The sequence below is a fragment of the uncultured Jatrophihabitans sp. genome (genome assembly GCF_964244045.1).
Taxonomy (GTDB): domain Bacteria; phylum Actinomycetota; class Actinomycetes; order Mycobacteriales; family Jatrophihabitantaceae; genus Jatrophihabitans.
Genome location: NZ_CAXTHK010000004.1, coordinates 1 through 18,541, shown reverse-complemented (window position 1 = coordinate 18,541; position 18,541 = coordinate 1). Strand labels below are relative to the sequence as shown.

The 18,541-nt window shown below is 70.3% G+C and carries 14 protein-coding genes and 1 pseudogene; all 15 read left to right on the top strand.

Features of this window, described 5'->3' with window-relative positions; all coding sequences use genetic code 11:
* The first annotated feature begins 349 nt into the window (after positions 1-349).
* Entirely contained in the window at positions 350-2,119 is a 1,770-nt protein-coding gene (locus ACFFC4_RS04425) for a peptidoglycan D,D-transpeptidase FtsI family protein (protein WP_375498180.1), read from the top strand.
* A 1-nt stretch (position 2,120) separates the two neighbouring features.
* A complete protein-coding gene (locus tag ACFFC4_RS04420; protein ID WP_375498178.1) occupies positions 2,121-3,644 on the top strand; it encodes a UDP-N-acetylmuramoyl-L-alanyl-D-glutamate--2,6-diaminopimelate ligase in 1,524 nt (507 codons plus the stop codon).
* Positions 3,641-5,053, top strand: coding sequence for a UDP-N-acetylmuramoyl-tripeptide--D-alanyl-D-alanine ligase (gene murF / locus ACFFC4_RS04415; RefSeq protein ID WP_375498176.1), 1,413 nt, complete (start codon positions 3,641-3,643; stop codon positions 5,051-5,053). The genes ACFFC4_RS04420 and murF overlap by 4 nt, the downstream gene beginning before the upstream one ends.
* Entirely contained in the window at positions 5,050-6,141 is a 1,092-nt protein-coding gene (gene mraY, locus ACFFC4_RS04410) for a phospho-N-acetylmuramoyl-pentapeptide-transferase (RefSeq protein ID WP_375498174.1), read from the top strand. Before murF ends, mraY begins: the two co-directional genes overlap by 4 nt.
* Positions 6,141-7,460 carry a UDP-N-acetylmuramoyl-L-alanine--D-glutamate ligase gene (gene murD / locus ACFFC4_RS04405; RefSeq protein ID WP_375498172.1) on the top strand — a complete coding sequence of 440 codons (1,320 nt, stop codon included), beginning with the start codon at positions 6,141-6,143 and terminating at the stop codon, positions 7,458-7,460. Before mraY ends, murD begins: the two co-directional genes overlap by 1 nt.
* Positions 7,457-8,764: a putative lipid II flippase FtsW gene (gene ftsW, locus ACFFC4_RS04400; RefSeq protein ID WP_375498170.1), complete on the top strand. Its 1,308-nt coding sequence runs from the start codon at positions 7,457-7,459 to the stop codon at positions 8,762-8,764. Before murD ends, ftsW begins: the two co-directional genes overlap by 4 nt.
* On the top strand, positions 8,761-9,870 hold the full coding sequence (locus ACFFC4_RS04395) for a glycosyltransferase (protein ID WP_375498168.1): 1,110 nt from the start codon (positions 8,761-8,763) through the stop codon (positions 9,868-9,870). Before ftsW ends, ACFFC4_RS04395 begins: the two co-directional genes overlap by 4 nt.
* Positions 9,867-11,357, top strand: a complete 1,491-nt coding sequence (gene murC / locus ACFFC4_RS04390; RefSeq protein ID WP_375498166.1) for a UDP-N-acetylmuramate--L-alanine ligase — start codon at positions 9,867-9,869, stop codon at positions 11,355-11,357. The genes ACFFC4_RS04395 and murC overlap by 4 nt, the downstream gene beginning before the upstream one ends.
* Entirely contained in the window at positions 11,354-12,100 is a 747-nt protein-coding gene (locus ACFFC4_RS04385) for a cell division protein FtsQ/DivIB (protein ID WP_375498164.1), read from the top strand. Before murC ends, ACFFC4_RS04385 begins: the two co-directional genes overlap by 4 nt.
* A 158-nt stretch (positions 12,101-12,258) precedes the next feature.
* Positions 12,259-13,455 (top strand): cell division protein FtsZ, encoded by a 1,197-nt coding sequence (gene ftsZ, locus ACFFC4_RS04380; protein ID WP_375498162.1) that lies wholly within the window; start codon positions 12,259-12,261, stop codon positions 13,453-13,455.
* A gap of 40 nt (positions 13,456-13,495) precedes the next feature.
* Positions 13,496-14,215 carry a YggS family pyridoxal phosphate-dependent enzyme gene (locus tag ACFFC4_RS04375; protein ID WP_375498160.1) on the top strand — a complete coding sequence of 240 codons (720 nt, stop codon included), beginning with the start codon at positions 13,496-13,498 and terminating at the stop codon, positions 14,213-14,215.
* A gap of 35 nt (positions 14,216-14,250) precedes the next feature.
* Entirely contained in the window at positions 14,251-14,808 is a 558-nt protein-coding gene (locus tag ACFFC4_RS04370) for a cell division protein SepF (protein WP_375498159.1), read from the top strand.
* 102 nt (positions 14,809-14,910) lie between these two features.
* Positions 14,911-15,198: a YggT family protein gene (locus ACFFC4_RS04365; protein WP_375498157.1), complete on the top strand. Its 288-nt coding sequence runs from the start codon at positions 14,911-14,913 to the stop codon at positions 15,196-15,198.
* Between the two features lie 104 nt (positions 15,199-15,302).
* Positions 15,303-16,220 carry a DivIVA domain-containing protein gene (locus ACFFC4_RS04360; RefSeq protein WP_375498155.1) on the top strand — a complete coding sequence of 306 codons (918 nt, stop codon included), beginning with the start codon at positions 15,303-15,305 and terminating at the stop codon, positions 16,218-16,220.
* A gap of 118 nt (positions 16,221-16,338) precedes the next feature.
* Positions 16,339-18,541: pseudogene (locus ACFFC4_RS04355) on the top strand (hypothetical protein); the annotation flags it as partial.

Here is an 18,541-nt window from a genome sequence, read left to right as displayed (position 1 = left end):
AGACCTCGGGCCGCTCGACGAAGACCCCTGCACCGAGGACGCCGGCACCCAGGAAGCCCACACCCACTCCCACTCCCACCCCGACGCTGACCCTGCCGGGAGGCACTCGATGACCGACCGGCGGCCACGGGGCGCACCGACTCGAGGACGCCCCGGGGGAGGGGCCCCTCACCAGGCGGGCGCGCGCGGGGGCGCGCCGTCCGCCGGACAGCGGTTCGGCCCGCCGTCGTCGCCGGCAGCACTGCGGGGAAGTGCTGCCGGCCGACGGCGGGTTGACCCGTCCGGTCGCCCCACCCAACGTCGACAACAGCGACCACCGGCTCGCCGGCCGTCCCGCCGGGTCCGCAGGTTGCGCCTCGGCCGCCTCGACGGGCGCGTCCGCTACGGCTTCGCCGCGGTATGCACGTTGCTGCTCGTCATCGGCGGGCGTCTCGTCCAGCTGCAGGGCCTCGACCACAACAACTACGCCGGCGCCGCCGCCGCTCAGCGCGACAACACCGTCGAGCTGAACGCGTTGCGCGGCACCATCACCGACCGCTTCGGCACGCCCATCGCATTCACCTCCAACGCCCAGGACATCACCGCCGACCCTCACCAGGTCGCGCCGACGGCCCGCGCCCATTACGCCAAGGTGCTTTCGCCGCTGATCGGTCAGTCGCAGGCCGCGATTGTCTCCGCGCTGTCGGTCAAGAGCCGCAATGCCGTATTGGCCACCGCGCTGTCGCCCGTCACCGCGCAGCAGGTCATGGGTCTCGACCTCGTCGGCATCTACGAACAGGCGACCACCCAGCGGCAGTACCCGGGCCGGACGACGGCGGCCAATATCGTCGGCACCGTGCACTCCGACGGTTCCGGCGCGGCTGGCATCGAGTCCGAGTTCAACAGCGTGCTCGCGGGCCGCAACGGCAGCCGCAGCTACGCCGTCGACAGCTCCGGCAACGTCAACCCGAGCAGTCGCGCCGATACGAAACCCGCCGTCAACGGCGCGAGCATCAAGCTCACCATCGACCAGAACTTGCAGTTCGTCGCGCAGCAGTACCTGAACCAGGTGGTGCCCGAGTCCCAGGCCAGGGGCGCGCAGATGGCGGTGCTCGACGCGCACACCGGGCAGGTGCTGGCGCTGGCCGCGTCGGGCACCTTCGACGCCACCAACCCCAACACGATCAACCAAGACGAGCCGATCGACCCCGCCGTCATGTCCGCGTTCGAGCCGGGCTCGGTGCAGAAGTCGGTCACGTTCGCCGCCGCCCTGCAGGAGGGCCAGCTCACCCCGCAGTCGCTCTACCGCGTGCCGGACTCGATCCGGACCGGCGGCGTCACGATCCGCGACGCCTGGGACCACTCCATTCAGACGTTCACGGCCACCGGCATCCTGGCCGAGTCGTCGAACGTCGGCACCCTGAAGATCGCCAATCGGCTCGGCCCGGCCACCTGGTACCACTACGAGAAGCTGTTCGGCGTCGGCGAGAAGACCGGTATCGAGCTGCCCGGCGAGAGCAGCGGTTACGTCCCGCCGATCCAGGACTGGTCGGACTCGACGTTCGCCAACCTGCCCTTCGGCCAGGGCGAGTCGATGACCGTGCTGCAGTTGGCTTCGATCTACCAGACCATCGCCAACAACGGCGTGCGCATCCCCCCGCGCATCGTGCAGTCCGTGACGAACCCCGACGGCGCCGTCAAGGTCACCCAGCAGCCGAAAGGCATCCGGGTTGTCAGCAGCCAAACGTCCAAGACGCTGCGGACCATGCTCGAGTCGGTGACGATGGCCGGCGGCACCGGCGTCAAGGCAGCCATCCCCGGCTACCGCATCGCGGGCAAGACCGGCACCGCGCAGCAGCCCGATCCGGCGCACGGCGGCCGGTACTCGAGCTACAAGAACTGGGACACCTTCGCGGGCATGGTGCCGGCCGACGACCCGCAGTTCGTCGTGGCGATCATGGTCGACAACCCCGCGCACGGCGTCGAGGGCGGTGACGTCGCGGCCCCGCTGTTCCACCACATTGCCGTCTACGAGGTGCAGCACGCGCAGATCCCCCCGACCGGCGCGAAGTCGAAGCACGTACCGCTGGAGGACTGCGCCGGCCAGGATCGGCGCTACCTGCCCGCTAACGTCTGCTGACGTGTCGCCGCGTCCGTTGTCCGCTGGGCCCATCACCGAGATCCCGCGTCCGGCCAGGCGTACGCCGAGTCGCCTGGGTGACCTCGCGCTCGGGCGAGGTGCTGTGCACGGCGCGGACGTTGAGGTCACCGGAATCACCGCGGCCAGCGACCTCGTTCGGGCCGGTGACTTGTTCGCGGCCCTGCCGGGACGCACCGCCCACGGCGCCGCATACGCCGCTGCCGCGCTCCAGGCCGGTGCGGTCGCCGTGCTCACCGACGCCGCGGGCCGAGCCATGCTGCCCGCCGACGTCCCGGTGCTCGAGGTCGAGCAGGTCCGCCCGGTGCTCGGGACGGTGTCGGCCGAGGTCTACGGCCGCCCGTCCAGGGGACTGCGGATCCTGGGCGTCACTGGCACCAGCGGCAAGACGACCACCACCTTTCTCATGCGGGCCGGGTTGCAGGCCGCAGGACGCACGAGCGGACTGATCGGCACGGTGGCAACGCTGATCGACGACACCGAGGTCAAGGCCCGCTTCACCACTCCCGAGGCGCCGGAGTTCCAATCGCTGCTCGCCGTCATGCGCGAGCAAGGCGTCACCGACGTCGCGATGGAGGTGTCCAGCCATGCGCTGCGGATGGGGCGGGTCGACGGCATCGGCTTCGACGTCGCCGCCTTCACCAACCTCTCCGAGGACCACCTCGACTTCCACACCGACATGGAGGACTACTTCGCAGCGAAGGCCTCGTTGTTCGAGCGCACCGACCGCCCGGTGGTGGTCATCGACGACGAGTGGGGGGTCCGGCTGGCAAGCGGGATGACCGCTCCGACGACGGTAAGTACTGCCGGTGCTGCGGCTACCTGGCGGGCGAGCAAGATCGTCGAACGGCCCGACGGCAGCACGGCGTTCGTGGTGCACGGCCCGGATGTCGAGTTGGTGACCGGTTGCGCCATCCCGGGTGCCTACAACGTGGCCAACGCCCTGCTCGCCCTTGCCGTGCTGCATGCCGACGGTGTGCCGGTCCACGTTGCGGCACCAGCGGTCGCCACCGCCTCCGTACCTGGACGTATGGAGCGCATCGACGCCGGGCAACCGTTCCTGGCTGTCGTCGACTACAGCCACAAGCCGGCTGCTGTGGACGGCGCGCTGCGCGCGCTGCGCCCGCTCACCGCGAAGAAACTGATCATCGTGCTGGGCTGCGGTGGTGACCGCGACCGCGGCAAGCGGCCGCACATGGGTGAGATAGCCGCGCGCGGCGCCGACCTCGTCATCGTCACCGACGACAACCCCCGCTCCGAGGACGCCGCCGCTATTCGGCGGGCCATGCTCGACGGCGCGCTCGCGGTGCCCGCCGCCGAGCGCGGCGAGGTCGTCGAGGTCGGCGACCGCGTCGAGGCCATCGCGACAGGGGTGGCCGCGGCCGGCGAGGGCGACACGCTGCTCGTCGCGGGCAAGGGGCACGAGAGCGGCCAGGAGATCGATGGCGTCGTGTACCCCTTCGACGACCGCATCGTGCTGCGCGACCAGCTGGCGGCCGAAGCATGATCGCGCTCACCCTCGGCGAGGTGGCCGGCATCGTTGGCGGGCGGCTCGTCGGCGCCGACCCGGCCACGCCCGTCATCGGCAGCGTCGAGTTCGACTCGCGCCAGATCACGCCCGGGGGCCTGTTCCTGGCCCTGCCCGGCGAACACGTCGACGGTCACGACTTCGTCGACGCGGTCGCTGCCGCCGGCGCCGCCGCAAGTCTCGTCACCCGACCGGTCGACGGGCCGGTGATCGAGGTCGCCGACGGCTTCGCCGCACTGGCCGCCCTGGCCGCAGCCGTCGTGCGTCGACTGCCCGACGCCCTGGTCATCGGCGTCACCGGCTCGTCGGGCAAGACCTCGACGAAGGACGTGCTGGCCCAGCTGCTCGCCCGCCTCGGGCCGACCGTCGCGCCGCCCGGCTCGTTCAACAACGAGCTGGGGCACCCGTACACGGTGCTGCGCGCCGACCCGTCCACCCGGTTCCTCGTCCTTGAGACCAGCGCGCGCGGGATCGGGCACATCCGCTACCTGGCCGAGATCGCGCCACCGCGGATCGGCGTCGTGCTCAACGTCGGCAGCGCACACCTCGGCGAGTTCGGCTCGCGGCAGGCGATCGCGCAGGCCAAGGGCGAACTCGTCGAGGCGCTGCCGCCCGGCGGGCTCGCCGTCCTCAATGCCGATGACCCGCTCGTGCTCGCGATGCGCACCCGCACCCAGGCCCGCGTGCTCACCGTCGGGAGGTCCGAGCAGGCCGACCTGCGCGCCGAGAACGTGGAACTGGACGCGCTGGGTCGGGCGAGCTTCGACCTCGTTTCCGGAGCCGACCGCAGACGCGTCGCCCTGCGCCTGGTCGGCGAGCACCACGTCGGGAACGTGCTGGCCGCCGCCGCTGTGGCCCTCGAGTGCGGCATGGCCTTCGCCGAGCTGGTCGCGGAGCTGGGCGAGGTGACCCCAGCGAGCCGCTGGCGCATGGAGGTCACCGAGCGCCGCGACGATGTGCTCGTGATCAACGACGCCTACAACGCCAACCCCGAGTCCGTGCGGGCGGCGCTGCAGACGCTCGCCGCGGTCGGCAGCCACCGCGCGGGTCGCACGTTCGCGGTGCTGGGCGAGATGGCCGAGCTGGGCGACGACGGACCGGCCCAGCACCAGGCCGTCGGCCGCTTGGCCGCGCGGCTGCACGTAGCGCACGTCATCGCGGTGGGCGAGGTGGCCCGCCCGATCCAGCAGGGGGCCGCTCTGGAAAGCTCGGCTCCCGATGAGTCGCGGTGGGTTCCCGATGTCGACGCGGCGATCGCGCTGCTCCGCAGCGAGTTGCGAGCTGCCGACGTCGTACTGGTGAAGGCTTCACGCGCCGCGCGCCTCGAGCGGGTAGCCGAGGCCATCACCGATGGGGCAGCCACGGACGATGGAGGCGAAGCAGGATGAAGACGATCCTCATCGCCGCCACCTTCTCGCTGATGACCTCGATCCTCTGCACGCCCATGGTGATCGTGTACTTCCGCCGTCGCGGGTTCGGCCAGGAGATCCGCCTCGACGGGCCGCAGACCCACCTGATCAAGCGCGGCACGCCCACCATGGGCGGCGTCGCCATCATCGGCTCCACCGTCGTGGGTTACGCGGCGGCCCACATCGTGCGTGCCGTCCGCGGCGACGGCGGCGTGCAGGCCTCGGGCGTGCTCGCCCTGTTCCTGATGGTCGGGTTGGGCGCGGTCGGTTTCCTCGACGACCTCATCAAGCTTCGCCGGCAGCGCAGCCTCGGCCTGCGCGCGCGGGCCAAGTTCCTCGGGCAGCTGCTCGTCGCGGTGGTCTTCGGCGTGCTGGCGCTGATGTTCAAGAATCGCTTCGGCCTCACCCCGGCCTCGACGCACGTCTCCTACGTCCGCGACATCAAGGTGCTGGGCATCGGCGCGATCGGCTTCGTCATCCTCGCGTACCTGATCATCTCCGCCACCTCGAACGCGGTGAACCTCACCGACGGCCTCGACGGGTTGGCTGCCGGCGCGGCAGCCATGGTCTTCGGTGCGTTCACGCTGATCACGTTCCTGCAGTCGCGCAACCAATGCCTTGACATCCGCAACCCGGCCGCCGGCTGCTACGACGTGCGCGACCCGCTTGACCTCGCGATCGTGGCCGCGTCGGCGATGGCCGCGTGCTTCGGCTTCCTCTGGTGGAACGCCGCGCCGGCCAAGATCTTCATGGGTGACACCGGTTCCCTCGCCCTCGGCGGTCTGATGGCGGGCCTGGCCATCCTCACCCGCACCGAGCTGCTGCTCATCGCCCTAGGCGGCTTGTACGCGGCAATCACCGTCTCGTCGATCATTCAGACCGGCTGGTTCAAGTTCACCCGAATACGCACCGGCACGGGTAGACGGGTCTTTCGAATGGCGCCGCTGCACCACCACTTCGAACTCGGCGGCTGGGAGCAGATCACCATTATCGTGCGGTTCTGGATCCTGGCCGGGCTGTCCGTCGCATTCGGGATGGGTCTGTTCTACGCCGACTTCATCGGCTGATGGCCGAGACGTTCGACGGCCGCCGCGTGCTGGTGTGCGGGTACGGCGTCGCGGGCCGGTCGGCCGCAGCAGCTCTCGGTGCCGCGGGAGCCGACGTGTCGGTCACCACCGACGAGGTGGAACCGCTCGACCGGGTGCCCGACGGTATCGACCTGGTCGTCGCATCGCCGGGGTACCCACCGACCCACCCGCTGCTCGAGGATGCGGCGCGGCGGGGGGTACCCGTCTGGGGCGAGGTCGAACTGGCCTGGCGGCTGCGACCCGAGGGTGCCGCACCATGGCTGGCGCTCACCGGGACGAACGGCAAGACCACCACCGTCCACATGCTCGAGTCGATCCTGCGCGCCGCCGGCCGGCGGGCTGCCGCGGTGGGCAACGTGGGTGAGCCGCTGATCGATGCGGTGCTGGCCGAGCCGCCGTATGAGGTGCTGGCCGTCGAGCTGTCCAGCCAGCAGCTGCACTTCGCCCCGTCGGCCGCGCCGGCAGCGGGCGCGCTGCTCAACCTCGCACCCGACCACCTCAACTGGCACGGCAGCTACGACGCCTATGAGGACGCCAAGACCGGCATCTGGCGCGGGGAGGTGGCGATCGGCAATGCCGACGATGCCCGGGTCGCAGCCCGGCTGCCCGGGGGCGCAGTGGAGTTCACGCTGGGTGAGCCGGGGCCTGGCCAGCTCGGGATCCAGGACGGCCGGTTGATCTCGCGCGCGTTCGGCGACGACGCGCTGGACCTGCTGGGCGTCGAGGACGTGCGCCCGGCCGGCGCGCACAACGTGGCCAACGTGCTCGCCGCGGCCGCATTGGCGCGGGCGCACGGTGTCGCGCCGGAATGGATCCGCATAGGCCTGCGTAATTTCACTCCCGACCCGCACCGCAACCAGTCCGTCCTGGTACGCGACGGGATCGAATGGGTCGACGACAGCAAGGCCACGAACCCGCACGCAGCGGCTGCGTCGCTGGCCGCCTATGAGCGCATCGTGTGGATCGCAGGCGGCCAGCTCAAGGGCGTCGACGTCGCGCCGTTGGTCGCCGCCGGCGCCGAGCGACTAGTCGGCGCCGTGCTGCTCGGCCAGGACCGCGAGCTCGTGCGCAGCGCCCTGGCACGACACGCGCCGGAGATCCCGGTGATCGTGGTCGACAGCACCGACGATGGTGCGATGACTGCCGTCGTGCGCGCCGCCGCCCAGCTCGCGCACCCCGGCGACACCGTGCTGCTGGCGCCAGCAGCCGCCTCCTACGACATGTTCACCGGCTACGGGGCGCGCGGTGACGCGTTCGCCGAGGCTGCCCGCGCGCTCGCTCCGGACGTCGAGCGGTGACGGCAGCACCACGTCCGGCAACCGGCCTCCGTGCCCGCCTCGGCGGGGGACGGGTCGCGCGGGCCGATCAGGCCCGCCAGCAGTTCCTCGACAAGCCGTACGCGTCGGTGCAGATGCTCATGCTGGCCAGCGTGGGCCTGTTGCTGTTCGGCGTGCTCATGGCCGTTTCCACCACCATCTCGGCTGCCAACGACGACGGCGTCCAGGGCTCGATCTGGGGTCAGGCAGTGAAGGAGGCCGAGTTCATCCTGCTCGGCCTCGTGCTGTTCTGGCTGGCGATGCGGATGTCGCCGCGGGCCTTCCGGGTGCTGACGTATCCGGTGCTGGCGATAGCACTGGTCGGCCTGGTAGCCGTATTGGTGCCCGGTGTCGGCGTACAGATCAACGGCGCCCGGCGCTGGATCGACGTCGGGCCCCTGCAGGTGCAGCCGTCGGAGTTCGCGAAGTTCGCGATCCTGCTCTGGGGCGCCGATCTGCTGGCCCGCAAGCTGCAACTCGGGACACTGCGCCGGGCGCGGCACCTGTTCCTGCCGCTGCTGCCCGGCTTCGCCGTGATCATTGCGCTGGTGATGGCCGAGCCCGACCTCGGCACCACCCTGTGCTTCATGTTGATCCTGCTCGGGCTGCTCTGGATGATCGGCATGCCGCTGCGCTACTTCACCGTCGTGCTGCTGACCGTTGCCGGCGTCGTGGCGCTGCTCGCCGTGGCGGCGCCGTACCGGCTGCAACGGCTCGTGACATTCACCGACCCGTTCAAGGACGCCAAGGGCAGCGGCTACCACACCGTCGAGGGGCTTTACGCGCTCGCATCCGGCGGGTTCTTCGGCGTGGGGCTGGGCCAGGGCACGTCGAAGTACGGCTACGTGCCGAACGCCAATTCCGACTACGTCTTCGCCATCATCGGCGAGGAACTCGGCTTCATCGGCTGCGTCGCGGTGCTCGCCCTGTTCGCCCTGTTCGCCTACGTCGGGCTGCGTATCGTGCGACGTAGCGCCGATCCGTTCGTGCGCCTCGCCGGTGGCACGGCGACCATCTGGATCTGCGGCCAGGCGGTGATCAACATCGGGTACGTCAGCGGCCTGCTGCCGGTCACCGGTATCCCGCTGCCGCTGATCTCGGCGGGCGGCACGTCGCTGTTGGTCACCTTCTTCGTGCTCGGCATGCTCACCTGCTTCGCGCGCCATGAGCGCGACGCCGTGAATGCCTGCCGCCGCGCCGAGCGCCTCGGGCGCCGCACCCGCCTCGAACGCTGGGCCCGCATCCCCGTTCCCAAGCCGTATGTCGCTCGAAAGCGCCGTTCATGACGTTGTCGATCGTGGTCGCCGGCGGCGGTACGGCGGGGCACATCGAACCGGCGATGAACCTGGCCGACGCGGTGCGTCGACTCGACCCGAGCGTCCGGATCACTGCGTTGGGGACGCCGAAGGGCCTGGACGCCACGCTCATCCCGGCCCGCGGCTACCCGTTGGAGCTGGTCCCGCCGGTGCCGCTGCCCCGCCAGGTGAACCGTGCACTGCTGCAGACGCCGGGCAAGGTGCGCGCAGCGGTCGCGGCCGCGTCGGCGGTGCTGGACCGGGTGCACGCCGACGTCGTCGTGGGCTTCGGCGGCTACGTGGCGGTGCCCGCCTACCTCGCAGCGCGTCGGGCGAGCATCCCTATCGTCGTGCACGAGGCGAACGCCAAGCCGGGGCTGGCCAACCGCGGCGCCGCGCGCATGACCAAGCACGTCTTCACCGCCTCGCGTATCGACCACCTGCCGCACGCGACGACGATCGGCATCCCGCTGCGTCCAGCCATCTCGCAGCTCGACCGGGCGGCGTTGCGCCCCGAGGCCCGGGCGATGTTCGGCATGCGACCCGACCTGCCCACCCTGCTCGTCTTCGGCGGCTCGCAGGGCGCGCAGTCGATCAATCGTGCCGCGGCGGGCGCCGCGGCCGGGTTGCGCGCGGCAGGCGTGCAGGTGCTGCATGTCATCGGGCCGAAGAACGAGCTCGAGGTCGAGCCGGACGACAGCGTCCCCTACGTCGTCGTGCCCTACGTCGACGGCATGCAGTACGCCTACGCTGCCGCCGATTTCGCCCTGTGCCGGTGCGGGGCGATGACGTGCGCGGAGCTCGCCGCAGTCGGGCTGCCCGCGGCCTACGTGCCCTATCCGGTCGGCAACGGCGAGCAGCGGTTCAACGCCCTGCCCATCGTCGCGGCCGGCGGGGGGCTGCTCGTCGACGACGCCGAGCTCAGCGCGGACTGGGTGCTGCGCGAGGTCGTCACCCGGATGGTCGACCCCACCACGGTGACCACCATGTCGCACGCGGCCGAGCTGTCCGGTGCCCGTGACGCCGACGTCGTGCTCGCCCGGCGGGTACTCGACGTCGCCGAGGAACACCGCCGCTTCCCCGGGCTCAAACGATGAGGCCTACCCAGGACCACAGCGGTGACCGCCCCGAGGACTGGGCCGCCCCTGGTGCGGCCCTCGTACGCAGCGCGGCCACCGACGCGATCCCTGCGCTCGCAGACCTCGGCCGCGTGCATGTCATGGGCATCGCCGGGTCGGGCATGAGCGCGCTCGCGCGCATCCTGCTCGAGCGCGGCCTCGAGGTCAGCGGCTGCGAGGCACGTGACTCGACGACGGTCACCGGCCTGCGGGCACTCGGCGCGACGGTGCACATCGGCCACTCGCCGAGCCACCTCGAGGACGCCGACACGTTCGTGTACACGACGGCGATCAACCCCCGGCACGAGGAGCTCGTCTCGGCGCGCGAGAGCGGGAAGCTGTTCCTGCGCCGGGCTGCAGCGCTGGCCGCAGCTCTGGAGGACAAGCGGTGCGTTGCGGTCGCCGGTACGCACGGCAAGACGTCCACGACGTCGCTGCTGGTCGTGGCGGCGCAGGCGTGCGGGGCTGACCCGTCGTTCGCGATCGGCGGCAACCTCTACGAGACGGGCAAGAACGCGCACCTGGGCACCGGGCCGTTCGCGGTCGTCGAGGCCGACGAGAGCGACGGTTCCTTCCTGCTGACCCGGCCGACCTCGGCGGTCGTGCTGAACGTCGAGGCCGACCACCTCGAGAACCACGGCAGCCTGGAGGGCATCCACCGCGCGTTCGAGCAGTTCGTCGACCGCGTCGACCCGGCCGGCCTGCTGCTGACCTGCGCCGACGACGAGGGCGCAGGCCGGGTCGCCGAGCACGCGCGGGCGGCGGGGCGTCGCGTCGTGACCTACGGCCGCAGCGACGACGCCGATGTCGCCGTGTTCGACATCCTCACCCGCCCCGACGCCGTCGAGTTCACCGTGGCCGGCCCGCGGCTCGGGCAGCGGCGGGTGCGGGTCGGCGCGCTCATCGGCGACCACATGGCACTCAACGCCACCGCGGCGCTGGTTCTCGCTGCCGAACTCGGGTTGGACCTCGACACCGTCGTCGCCTCCTGGTCCGGGTTCGCCGGCGTCCACCGCCGCTTCGAGTCGCACGGCGAGGGCGGCGGCGTGCGGGTGTTCGACGACTACGCCCATCACCCGACCGAGATCATGGCGTCGCTGAGCGCAGCGCGTGAAGCCCTGGCCGGCACCGGCCGGTTGATCGCGGTCTTCCAACCGGGCACCTACAGCCGCACCCAGACCTTCGCCCGCGAGTTCGCCGAGGCCATGCAACTGGCCGACGTCGCACTGGTCATGGACATCTTCCCGGCCCGCGAGGAACCGATCCCCGGCGTTACCGGGGCCACGATCAGCGACCTCATCGACCTGCCCGACGCACAGGTGATCTACGAGCCGCGCTACGACGCCGTGCCGGCCCGGATCGCCGAGGTCGCGCGGCCCGGCGATCTCGTCGTCACCATGGGTATCGGCAACGTCTACCTGCTGTGCGACACGATCCGCGAGACCTGCGCCGGGCGGTGGTCATGAGCACGATGTCCTCGCTGCGGCTGCCCGAGACCGACGGCGACGACGAGCCCGAGGTCGCCCCGCCGGAGCACAGACGTCGGATCCCGGTGTTGATCGCCGGTGGCGTGGTGGTGTTGTTGGCGGCCGCCGTCACGTGGGTGGTCGCCTTCAGCCCGCTGATCGGGGTGCGCTCTGTGCAGGTGCGCGGGGCACACACCCTGACCACCGCGCAGGTCGAGGCGGCGGCGCACGTCCGGCACGGCACTGCCCTGGTGCGCCTGGACACCGCCGCGATCACCCGGCGGGTCGAGCGCCTGCCCGGTATCGCCACCGCGCAGGTCAGCACCTCCTTCCCGTCGACGGTGGTCGTCACGATCACGGAACGCACGCCGGTCGGTTACCTGCGCTCAGCGGGACGCGTGCTGCTCGTCGACCGGACGGGCTTCGCTTATCACGCGATCGCCAAGGCCCCGTCGACGCTGCCGAAGCTGGTGGTGCCGACCGGCGCGGCGTCGCGGTCAGCGCGTGCTGCGGTTGCGCAGGTGGGCGCGGCGCTGCCGGCCGCACTGCGTCCGGACGTGCAGTCGATCGACGCGCTCGACCCAGGCGCGATCACGCTCGTGCTGACGAACGGCCGCATCGCCCAGTGGGGGAGCGCGTCACGCAACGCCGAGAAGGGCCGGATCCTGCCGGTGCTGCTGTCCCACGCTAAGTACGACACCCAGTTCAACGTGGTCGACCCGCGCCGGCCGTACAGCCACTAGCGGCCCGTCGCGAAAAGTCCGCGTGTCGCGCGGCGCGCCTGACGGTGATCCGCAGCGCTGGGTTCTACCTTCGGTTCATCGCCCGAGGTTGACATAACGTTAACCGTTTACCTGAGGGTGAGAGTTTACCCCACGGACCGATCGATCAGGAGCCACCCATGACAGCACCGCACAACTACCTGGCGGTCATCAAGGTCGTCGGCGTCGGCGGTGGCGGCGTGAATGCCGTCAACCGAATGATCGAGGTCGGTCTGAAGGGCGTCGAGTTCATCGCCGTCAACACCGACGCGCAGGCCCTGCTGATGAGCGATGCCGACGTCAAGCTCGATGTCGGCCGCGAGCTCACCCGCGGTCTCGGCGCCGGTGCGCAGCCCGAGGTCGGCAAGAAGGCCGCCGAGGATCACCGCGACGAACTCGAAGAGGTCCTCAAAGGCGCCGATATGGTGTTCGTGACCGCCGGCGAGGGTGGTGGCACCGGCACCGGCGGCGCGCCCGTCGTCGCCAGCATCTCCCGCAAGCTCGGTGCGTTGACCATCGGCGTCGTGACCCGGCCCTTCAGCTTCGAGGGCAAGAAGCGCGCCACGCAGGCCGACGAGGGCATCGAGGCCCTGCGCGCCGAATGCGACACGCTCATCGTCATCCCGAACGACCGGCTGCTGCAGATCAGCGACTCGAACGTCTCGGTCATGGACGCGTTCCGCAGCGCTGACCAGGTGCTGCTGTCCGGTGTCCAGGGCATCACCGATCTGATCACCACGCCCGGTCTGATCAACCTCGACTTCGCCGACGTCAAAAGCATCATGAGCAACGCCGGTTCCGCGCTCATGGGCATCGGCTCGGCGCGCGGCGACAACCGGGCCCGTCAGGCGGCGGAGATCGCGATCGCCAGCCCGCTGCTGGAAGCCAGCATGGAGGGCGCGCACGGCGTGCTCATGTCGATCTACGGCGGCTCCGACCTCGGCCTGTTCGAGATCAACGAGGCGGCCACGCTCGTGGCCGAGGCCGCGCACCCCGACGCCAACATCATCTTCGGTGCCGTCATCGATGACACGCTCGGCGACGAGGTCAAGGTCACCGTCATCGCCGCCGGCTTCGACAGCGGCCAGCTGCCGTACAAGAAGGTCGACATCCGCCGCGAGCCCGCGGCGCAGTCGCGTACGGCCCCGGCCTCGACGTACGGCTCGTCCTCGGCGAACGGAGCCCGGGCCGCACAGCCCCAGCAGCCGGTGCCCTACGAGCCGGCTGGCCAGTACTCCACACCCGTCACCAGCAATGGCTCGCGTGCCGCCTCGCTGGACCTCGAGTCCGCCTACGAGGACGACGATCTCGACGTCCCCGACTTCCTCAAGTCCTGAGGGCCGGATCGATCGGACTTCGAACGGACACCGAACGACAATGACGGGCGACGGGGAGCTTCGCCCATCCGCACTCGTCACCTCGCTCGGTGCGGTTCGCGCGCGGATCTCGACGGCCTGCGAGGCGGTGGGCCGTGATCCGCAACAGGTCACGCTCGTCGCGGTAACCAAGACGTGCCCGGCGGACGACGTCGCGGTCCTGAGCCGGCTCGGAGTCAACGACATCGGCGAGAGCAAGGACCAGGAGGTGCGGCGCAAGATCACCGAGTTGGGGCCGGTCGCCGACGTCGTACGCTGGCATCTCGTCGGGCGGTTGCAGACCAACAAGGCGAAGAGCGTCGTCGGCTACGCCTCCGCGGTGCACTCGCTCGATCGCGCCAAGCTGGCGCGCGCGCTCGCCGAGGCCGCGGCCGAGCATCGCGCCACCCCGCTCGACGTCTTCCTCCAGATCAGCCTCGACGACGACCCGGAGCGCGGCGGGGTAGCGATCGCCGCCCTGCCGCGCCTGGCTGCGACGGTCGTCGAGCGTCCCGAGCTGCGGTTGCGCGGCGTCATGGCCGTGCCGCCGATCGGGGTCGATCCGGAGGCGGCGTTCGCCCGGCTGGCCGAGTTGTCGCAGCAGGTGCAGGCCGAGCACCCCGGCGCCGACGCGATCTCGGCGGGCATGAGCGACGACCTCGAAGCGGCCGTGCGGCACGGTTCGACACACGTACGTGTCGGCACGGCGTTGCTCGGCCGTCGCAAGCAAGTTTTCAGCTAGCGTCCGAATACGAACCAGTCACACGTGGAGGAACAATGCCCGGAGCGATGCACCGTATGGGCGTCTACCTCGGCCTCGTCGAAGAGGACGAGTACGCCGAGACCGACGGCTACGGGCCGGCTTCCGAGCGCACGCCGGCGCGACGCGAGGAGTACGCCACGCACGGCGCCCACGCCGACTCGCAGTACGCGCGCGGCGCCCATGCCGACAGTCACAGCAGCGCACGAGGGGAGCCCGCAGAGATGACCCGCTACAGCCGCGAATACGACGAGGCTCCGACGGGCGTCGCCTACGACAACGAGTACCCGGCCCAGCCGACCTACCAGATCACGGCATTGCACCCGCGCACTTACAACGAAGCGCGCACCATCGGCGAACACTTCCGCAAGAGCACGCCGGTGATCATGAACTTGTCCGAGATGGACGACGCCGACGCAAAGCGTCTCGTCGACTTCGCCGCCGGGCTCACCTTCGGTCTGCACGGTCGCATCGAGCGCGTCACGGCCAAGGTCTTCCTGCTCAGCCCGCACAACGTGTCGGTCACGGCGCAGGACAAGGCCAAGATCGAGAACGGGTTCTTCAACCAGTCGTGAAGATCACCGGACAACGGCCTGGCACCATTACCGGTGCCGGGCCGTTGTCATGGTTAGCGCCGGCCGCTCTTAACCCGGCACTGCAGAAGGAGGGAACGGACGATGTCACTGCTCTGGCAGGTCATCGGCTATGCCCTGTGGTTGTACATCGTGCTGATTCTGGCTCGCATCGTCATCGAGTGGACGCGCCAGTTCGCCCGCAAGTGGCGACCGGTCGGTGCGGCCGCGGTCGGGCTGGAGCTGGTGTACGTCGCTACCGATCCACCCATCCGCCTGCTGCGTCGATTGGTGCCTCCCTTGCAGCTGGGTACTGTAAGCCTCGACCTGAGCGTCATCATCTTGCTGATCGTGCTCATCGTCCTGCGTGTGGTCGCGCTGGACTTGGCCTAGAGGTCGGTCGCACAGGTGCCTAAGATTCACCCGAACTACGACGTGGAACGAACCGCAACACGACCCGGCGCCGCCGGCTCGCGACGAGCAACTGAGGTGACCGAATGCCGTTGACCCCCGCTGAAGTGCACAACGTGGCCTTCAAGAAGCCACCCATCGGCAAGCGTGGGTATGACGAGGAGGAGGTTGACGCTTTCCTCGACATCGTCGAGGTCGAGCTGTCCCGCCTCATCGAGGAGAACAACGATCTCCGCGCTCGCGCCGGTTCCGGCCAACAGGCGCCGGCCCAGGCCGTCGACGGCGCAACCGGCGGTGAGGGTGGTGCAGACCCGGCCGAATTCGCCGCGTTGCAGGAGGAGAACGGCCGCCTGACCGGCCGGGTGACCGAGCTCGAGAAGGCCCTGATGCAAGGTAACGACGGTGCGGCGCAGCAGCTGCAGTCGTTGCAGCAGCAGTTGGCACAGACCGAGCAGCAGCTCGCTGCCAACCGCGCCGACCTCGAGCAGGCGCAGAGCGCGCTGGCCGAGGCCCGCTCAACCAGGGCCGCGTCGTCGCAGGGTGGTGAGTCTGCCCCGCCGCTCGCCGAGCACCACCAGCAGGCCGTGCAAATGCTCGCCCTTGCGCAGCAGACGGCCGACCAGCACCTTGCGCAGTCCAAGGCCGAGGCCGACCGGTTGGTTGCCGAGGCGCAGGCAGCGGCGAAATCCACGGTCGATTCGGCCAACGAGCACTCCACCCGCCAGATCGGTGACGCCGAGCAGCGCGCGCAGCAGCTCGACGAGGAGAGCACCGCCCGCGCCAACCAGACCATCCAGGACGCCGAGCAGCGGGCCGCCACGATCACGGCCCAGTTCGAGCAGCGTAAGGCGGCGCTCGAGCGCCGGGTCGAGGAGCTGAGGACCTTCGAGCGCGAGTATCGGACCCGCCTCAAGAGCTACCTGGAGTCGCAGCTGCGCGACCTCGATGCCAGCGGGAAGTCCGAGCCGGCAACAGCCAATACCGACTACGCAGAGGCGCAGTAGCCAGCGAGCACTTCCGCAAACATCGACGCTGGAACCACACGGATGCGCACCGAGCGCGTCGAGCCGCCCGTCAATCCGGTGCCGGCACGACCCCGGGTGCTCGGGGGAGTGACGTGCCATGGTGCTGATCGGGCTGCTACTACTTGCTTTGATCTTCGTGGTCCTGGGGATCGCGTTGTCCAGCGTCGGGTGGATCGTGGCCTCGCTGGCGGCCAGTGCCCTAGCGGCCGGCGTGATGATCTTCTCCTATCTGCAGGGCCGCAAAACGACCAGCAAGGTCGGTTCAGGACCAGCCGACCCCGCCACCGTTGGCACGCCCACGCTGAGCCAGGGCGCCGCTACTACTGATTCCGGTCCTCAGTACGCCGATGTGCTCGTGGTCGACGGACAGCCTCAGTACCACCGCGACGACTGCTCATCGATCGACCGCAAGAACGCTGAGGCGGTTCCGCTGGCCCAGGCGCTCGAGGACGGGTTCATCCCCTGCTCGGACTGCGCACCCCCGACCTCCGTCGGCGCGCAGCCGTCCGGTCCGGTCACCGCAGCGCCGGTTGCGGCGTCGGCGCCGACGATTTCGTTCGCCAAGATTGACGACCCGGCGCAAAGCGCACCCGTCGGGAGCGCGTCGGTCCAGAGCGTCCTCATCGACAGCGTGCCGGTCGACGCGACGTCGGCAGCGGCCGCCACGAGCGAAACCGTGCCCGTTGTGAGCGGCGAGCGGCAGGTGTGGGTTGCCGACGGGCACCCCGAGTTCCACCGGCAGGGTTGCTCCGCCCTTGCCGACCTGGTCGACGAGCCAATTTTGCTTTCGCAGGCCCAGGAGGACGGCTTCGCGCCGTGCCCGGTCTGCTCACCGCTCGAGTCCGAATCTGCGGACGCCGGTCCCGAATTGTCGACGCCGTCCGACGGCGTCGGAGTCGACCGGCCGGCCGTCGCCGCCGCGAGCGATGCCGAGGTCTGGGTTGCTGACGGCTACCCCGAGTATCACGTCGCCGGCTGCAGCGAGCTGGCCGGGTTGGAGTCCGAGCCGGTGCCCTACGCGCAGGCGGTCGAGGATGGCTTCCAGCCCTGCGTTGTCTGCACGCCTGACCGGTACCTGGCCGACGGCGCCCCGCCGCCGACCACCGCTGCGATCACCGCCGCCGGCCCGGACGATGTCTGGGTGGCCGATGGTCACCCGGAGTACCACCGGCAGGACTGCGCCTCCCTCGCCGGTTTGGACGCCGAGCCGGTGCCGCACGATCAGGCCGTCGAGGACGGCTTCGTCGCCTGTTCGGTGTGCGCGCCCGCTCCGGCCGTGACCACGCAGGCGCCCGCGGCACAGGGTGTCGACGCTACGAACCAGGGTGTCGACGCCTTGGTCCAGGTGTGGGTGGTGGACGGGTTCCCCGACTACCACCGCCAGCATTGCCCGACGCTGCCGGGTCTGGACGCCGAGCCGGTGCCGCACGACCAGGCAGTCGAGGACGGCTTCGGCCAGTGCAGTGTCTGCCAGCCGGAGGCGGCCGAGATGCCGTCGCCGTCGCCGATCGAGTCGAAGTCGGGCGTGGCCGAGCCGGAACCTGAATCTGAGCCTGAGTCTGCCGCCGCTGCGGACGTCTGGGTCGTCGACGGCTTTCCCGACTATCACCGGTCGGAGTGCCCGACGCTGGTCGGGCTGGACTCCGAAGCGGTGCCGCACGATCAGGCGGTCGAGGACGGCTTCGCCGAATGTTCCGTCTGCCAACCGGAAGCGGCCGAGATGCCGAATCCGGCACCGGCCGAGCCTGAGCCGGCCACTGCCGAGCCCGAGCCCGAGCAGGAACCTGAGCCCGAGCCCGAGCCGGCGGTCGCCGCTGCGGACGTCTGGGTCGTCGACGGGTTCCCCGATTACCACCGCCCCGAGTGCCCTGCGCTGGTCGGCCTGGACTCCGAATCGGTCCCGCACGATCAGGCGGTCGAGGACGGCTTCAGTGAATGCGGCGTATGTCAGCCCGAAGCGGCCAAGGCCCCGGAGTTCGCGCCGGAGCCGGACCCGTCGGCGGTCGCGGAGCCCGATGTCTGGGTGATCGACGGCAACCCCGAGTACCACCGCCCGGAGTGCCCGCAAATTCTCGGTCTGAACTCCGAACCGGTCCCGCACGACCAGGCCGAGCAAGATGGGTTCACCGAGTGCACCGTCTGCCTGCCCGAGGCAGCCGAAGCTCCGGACTTCCCACCTCCCACGGTGCTCGACCTGATGCCGGAGCCGGCGCCCGAGCCCGAACCGGAATCCGAACCCGAGCCGGAGCCCGAGCCCGAGCCCGAGCCCGAGCCCGAGCCCGAGCCCGAGCCCGAGCCCG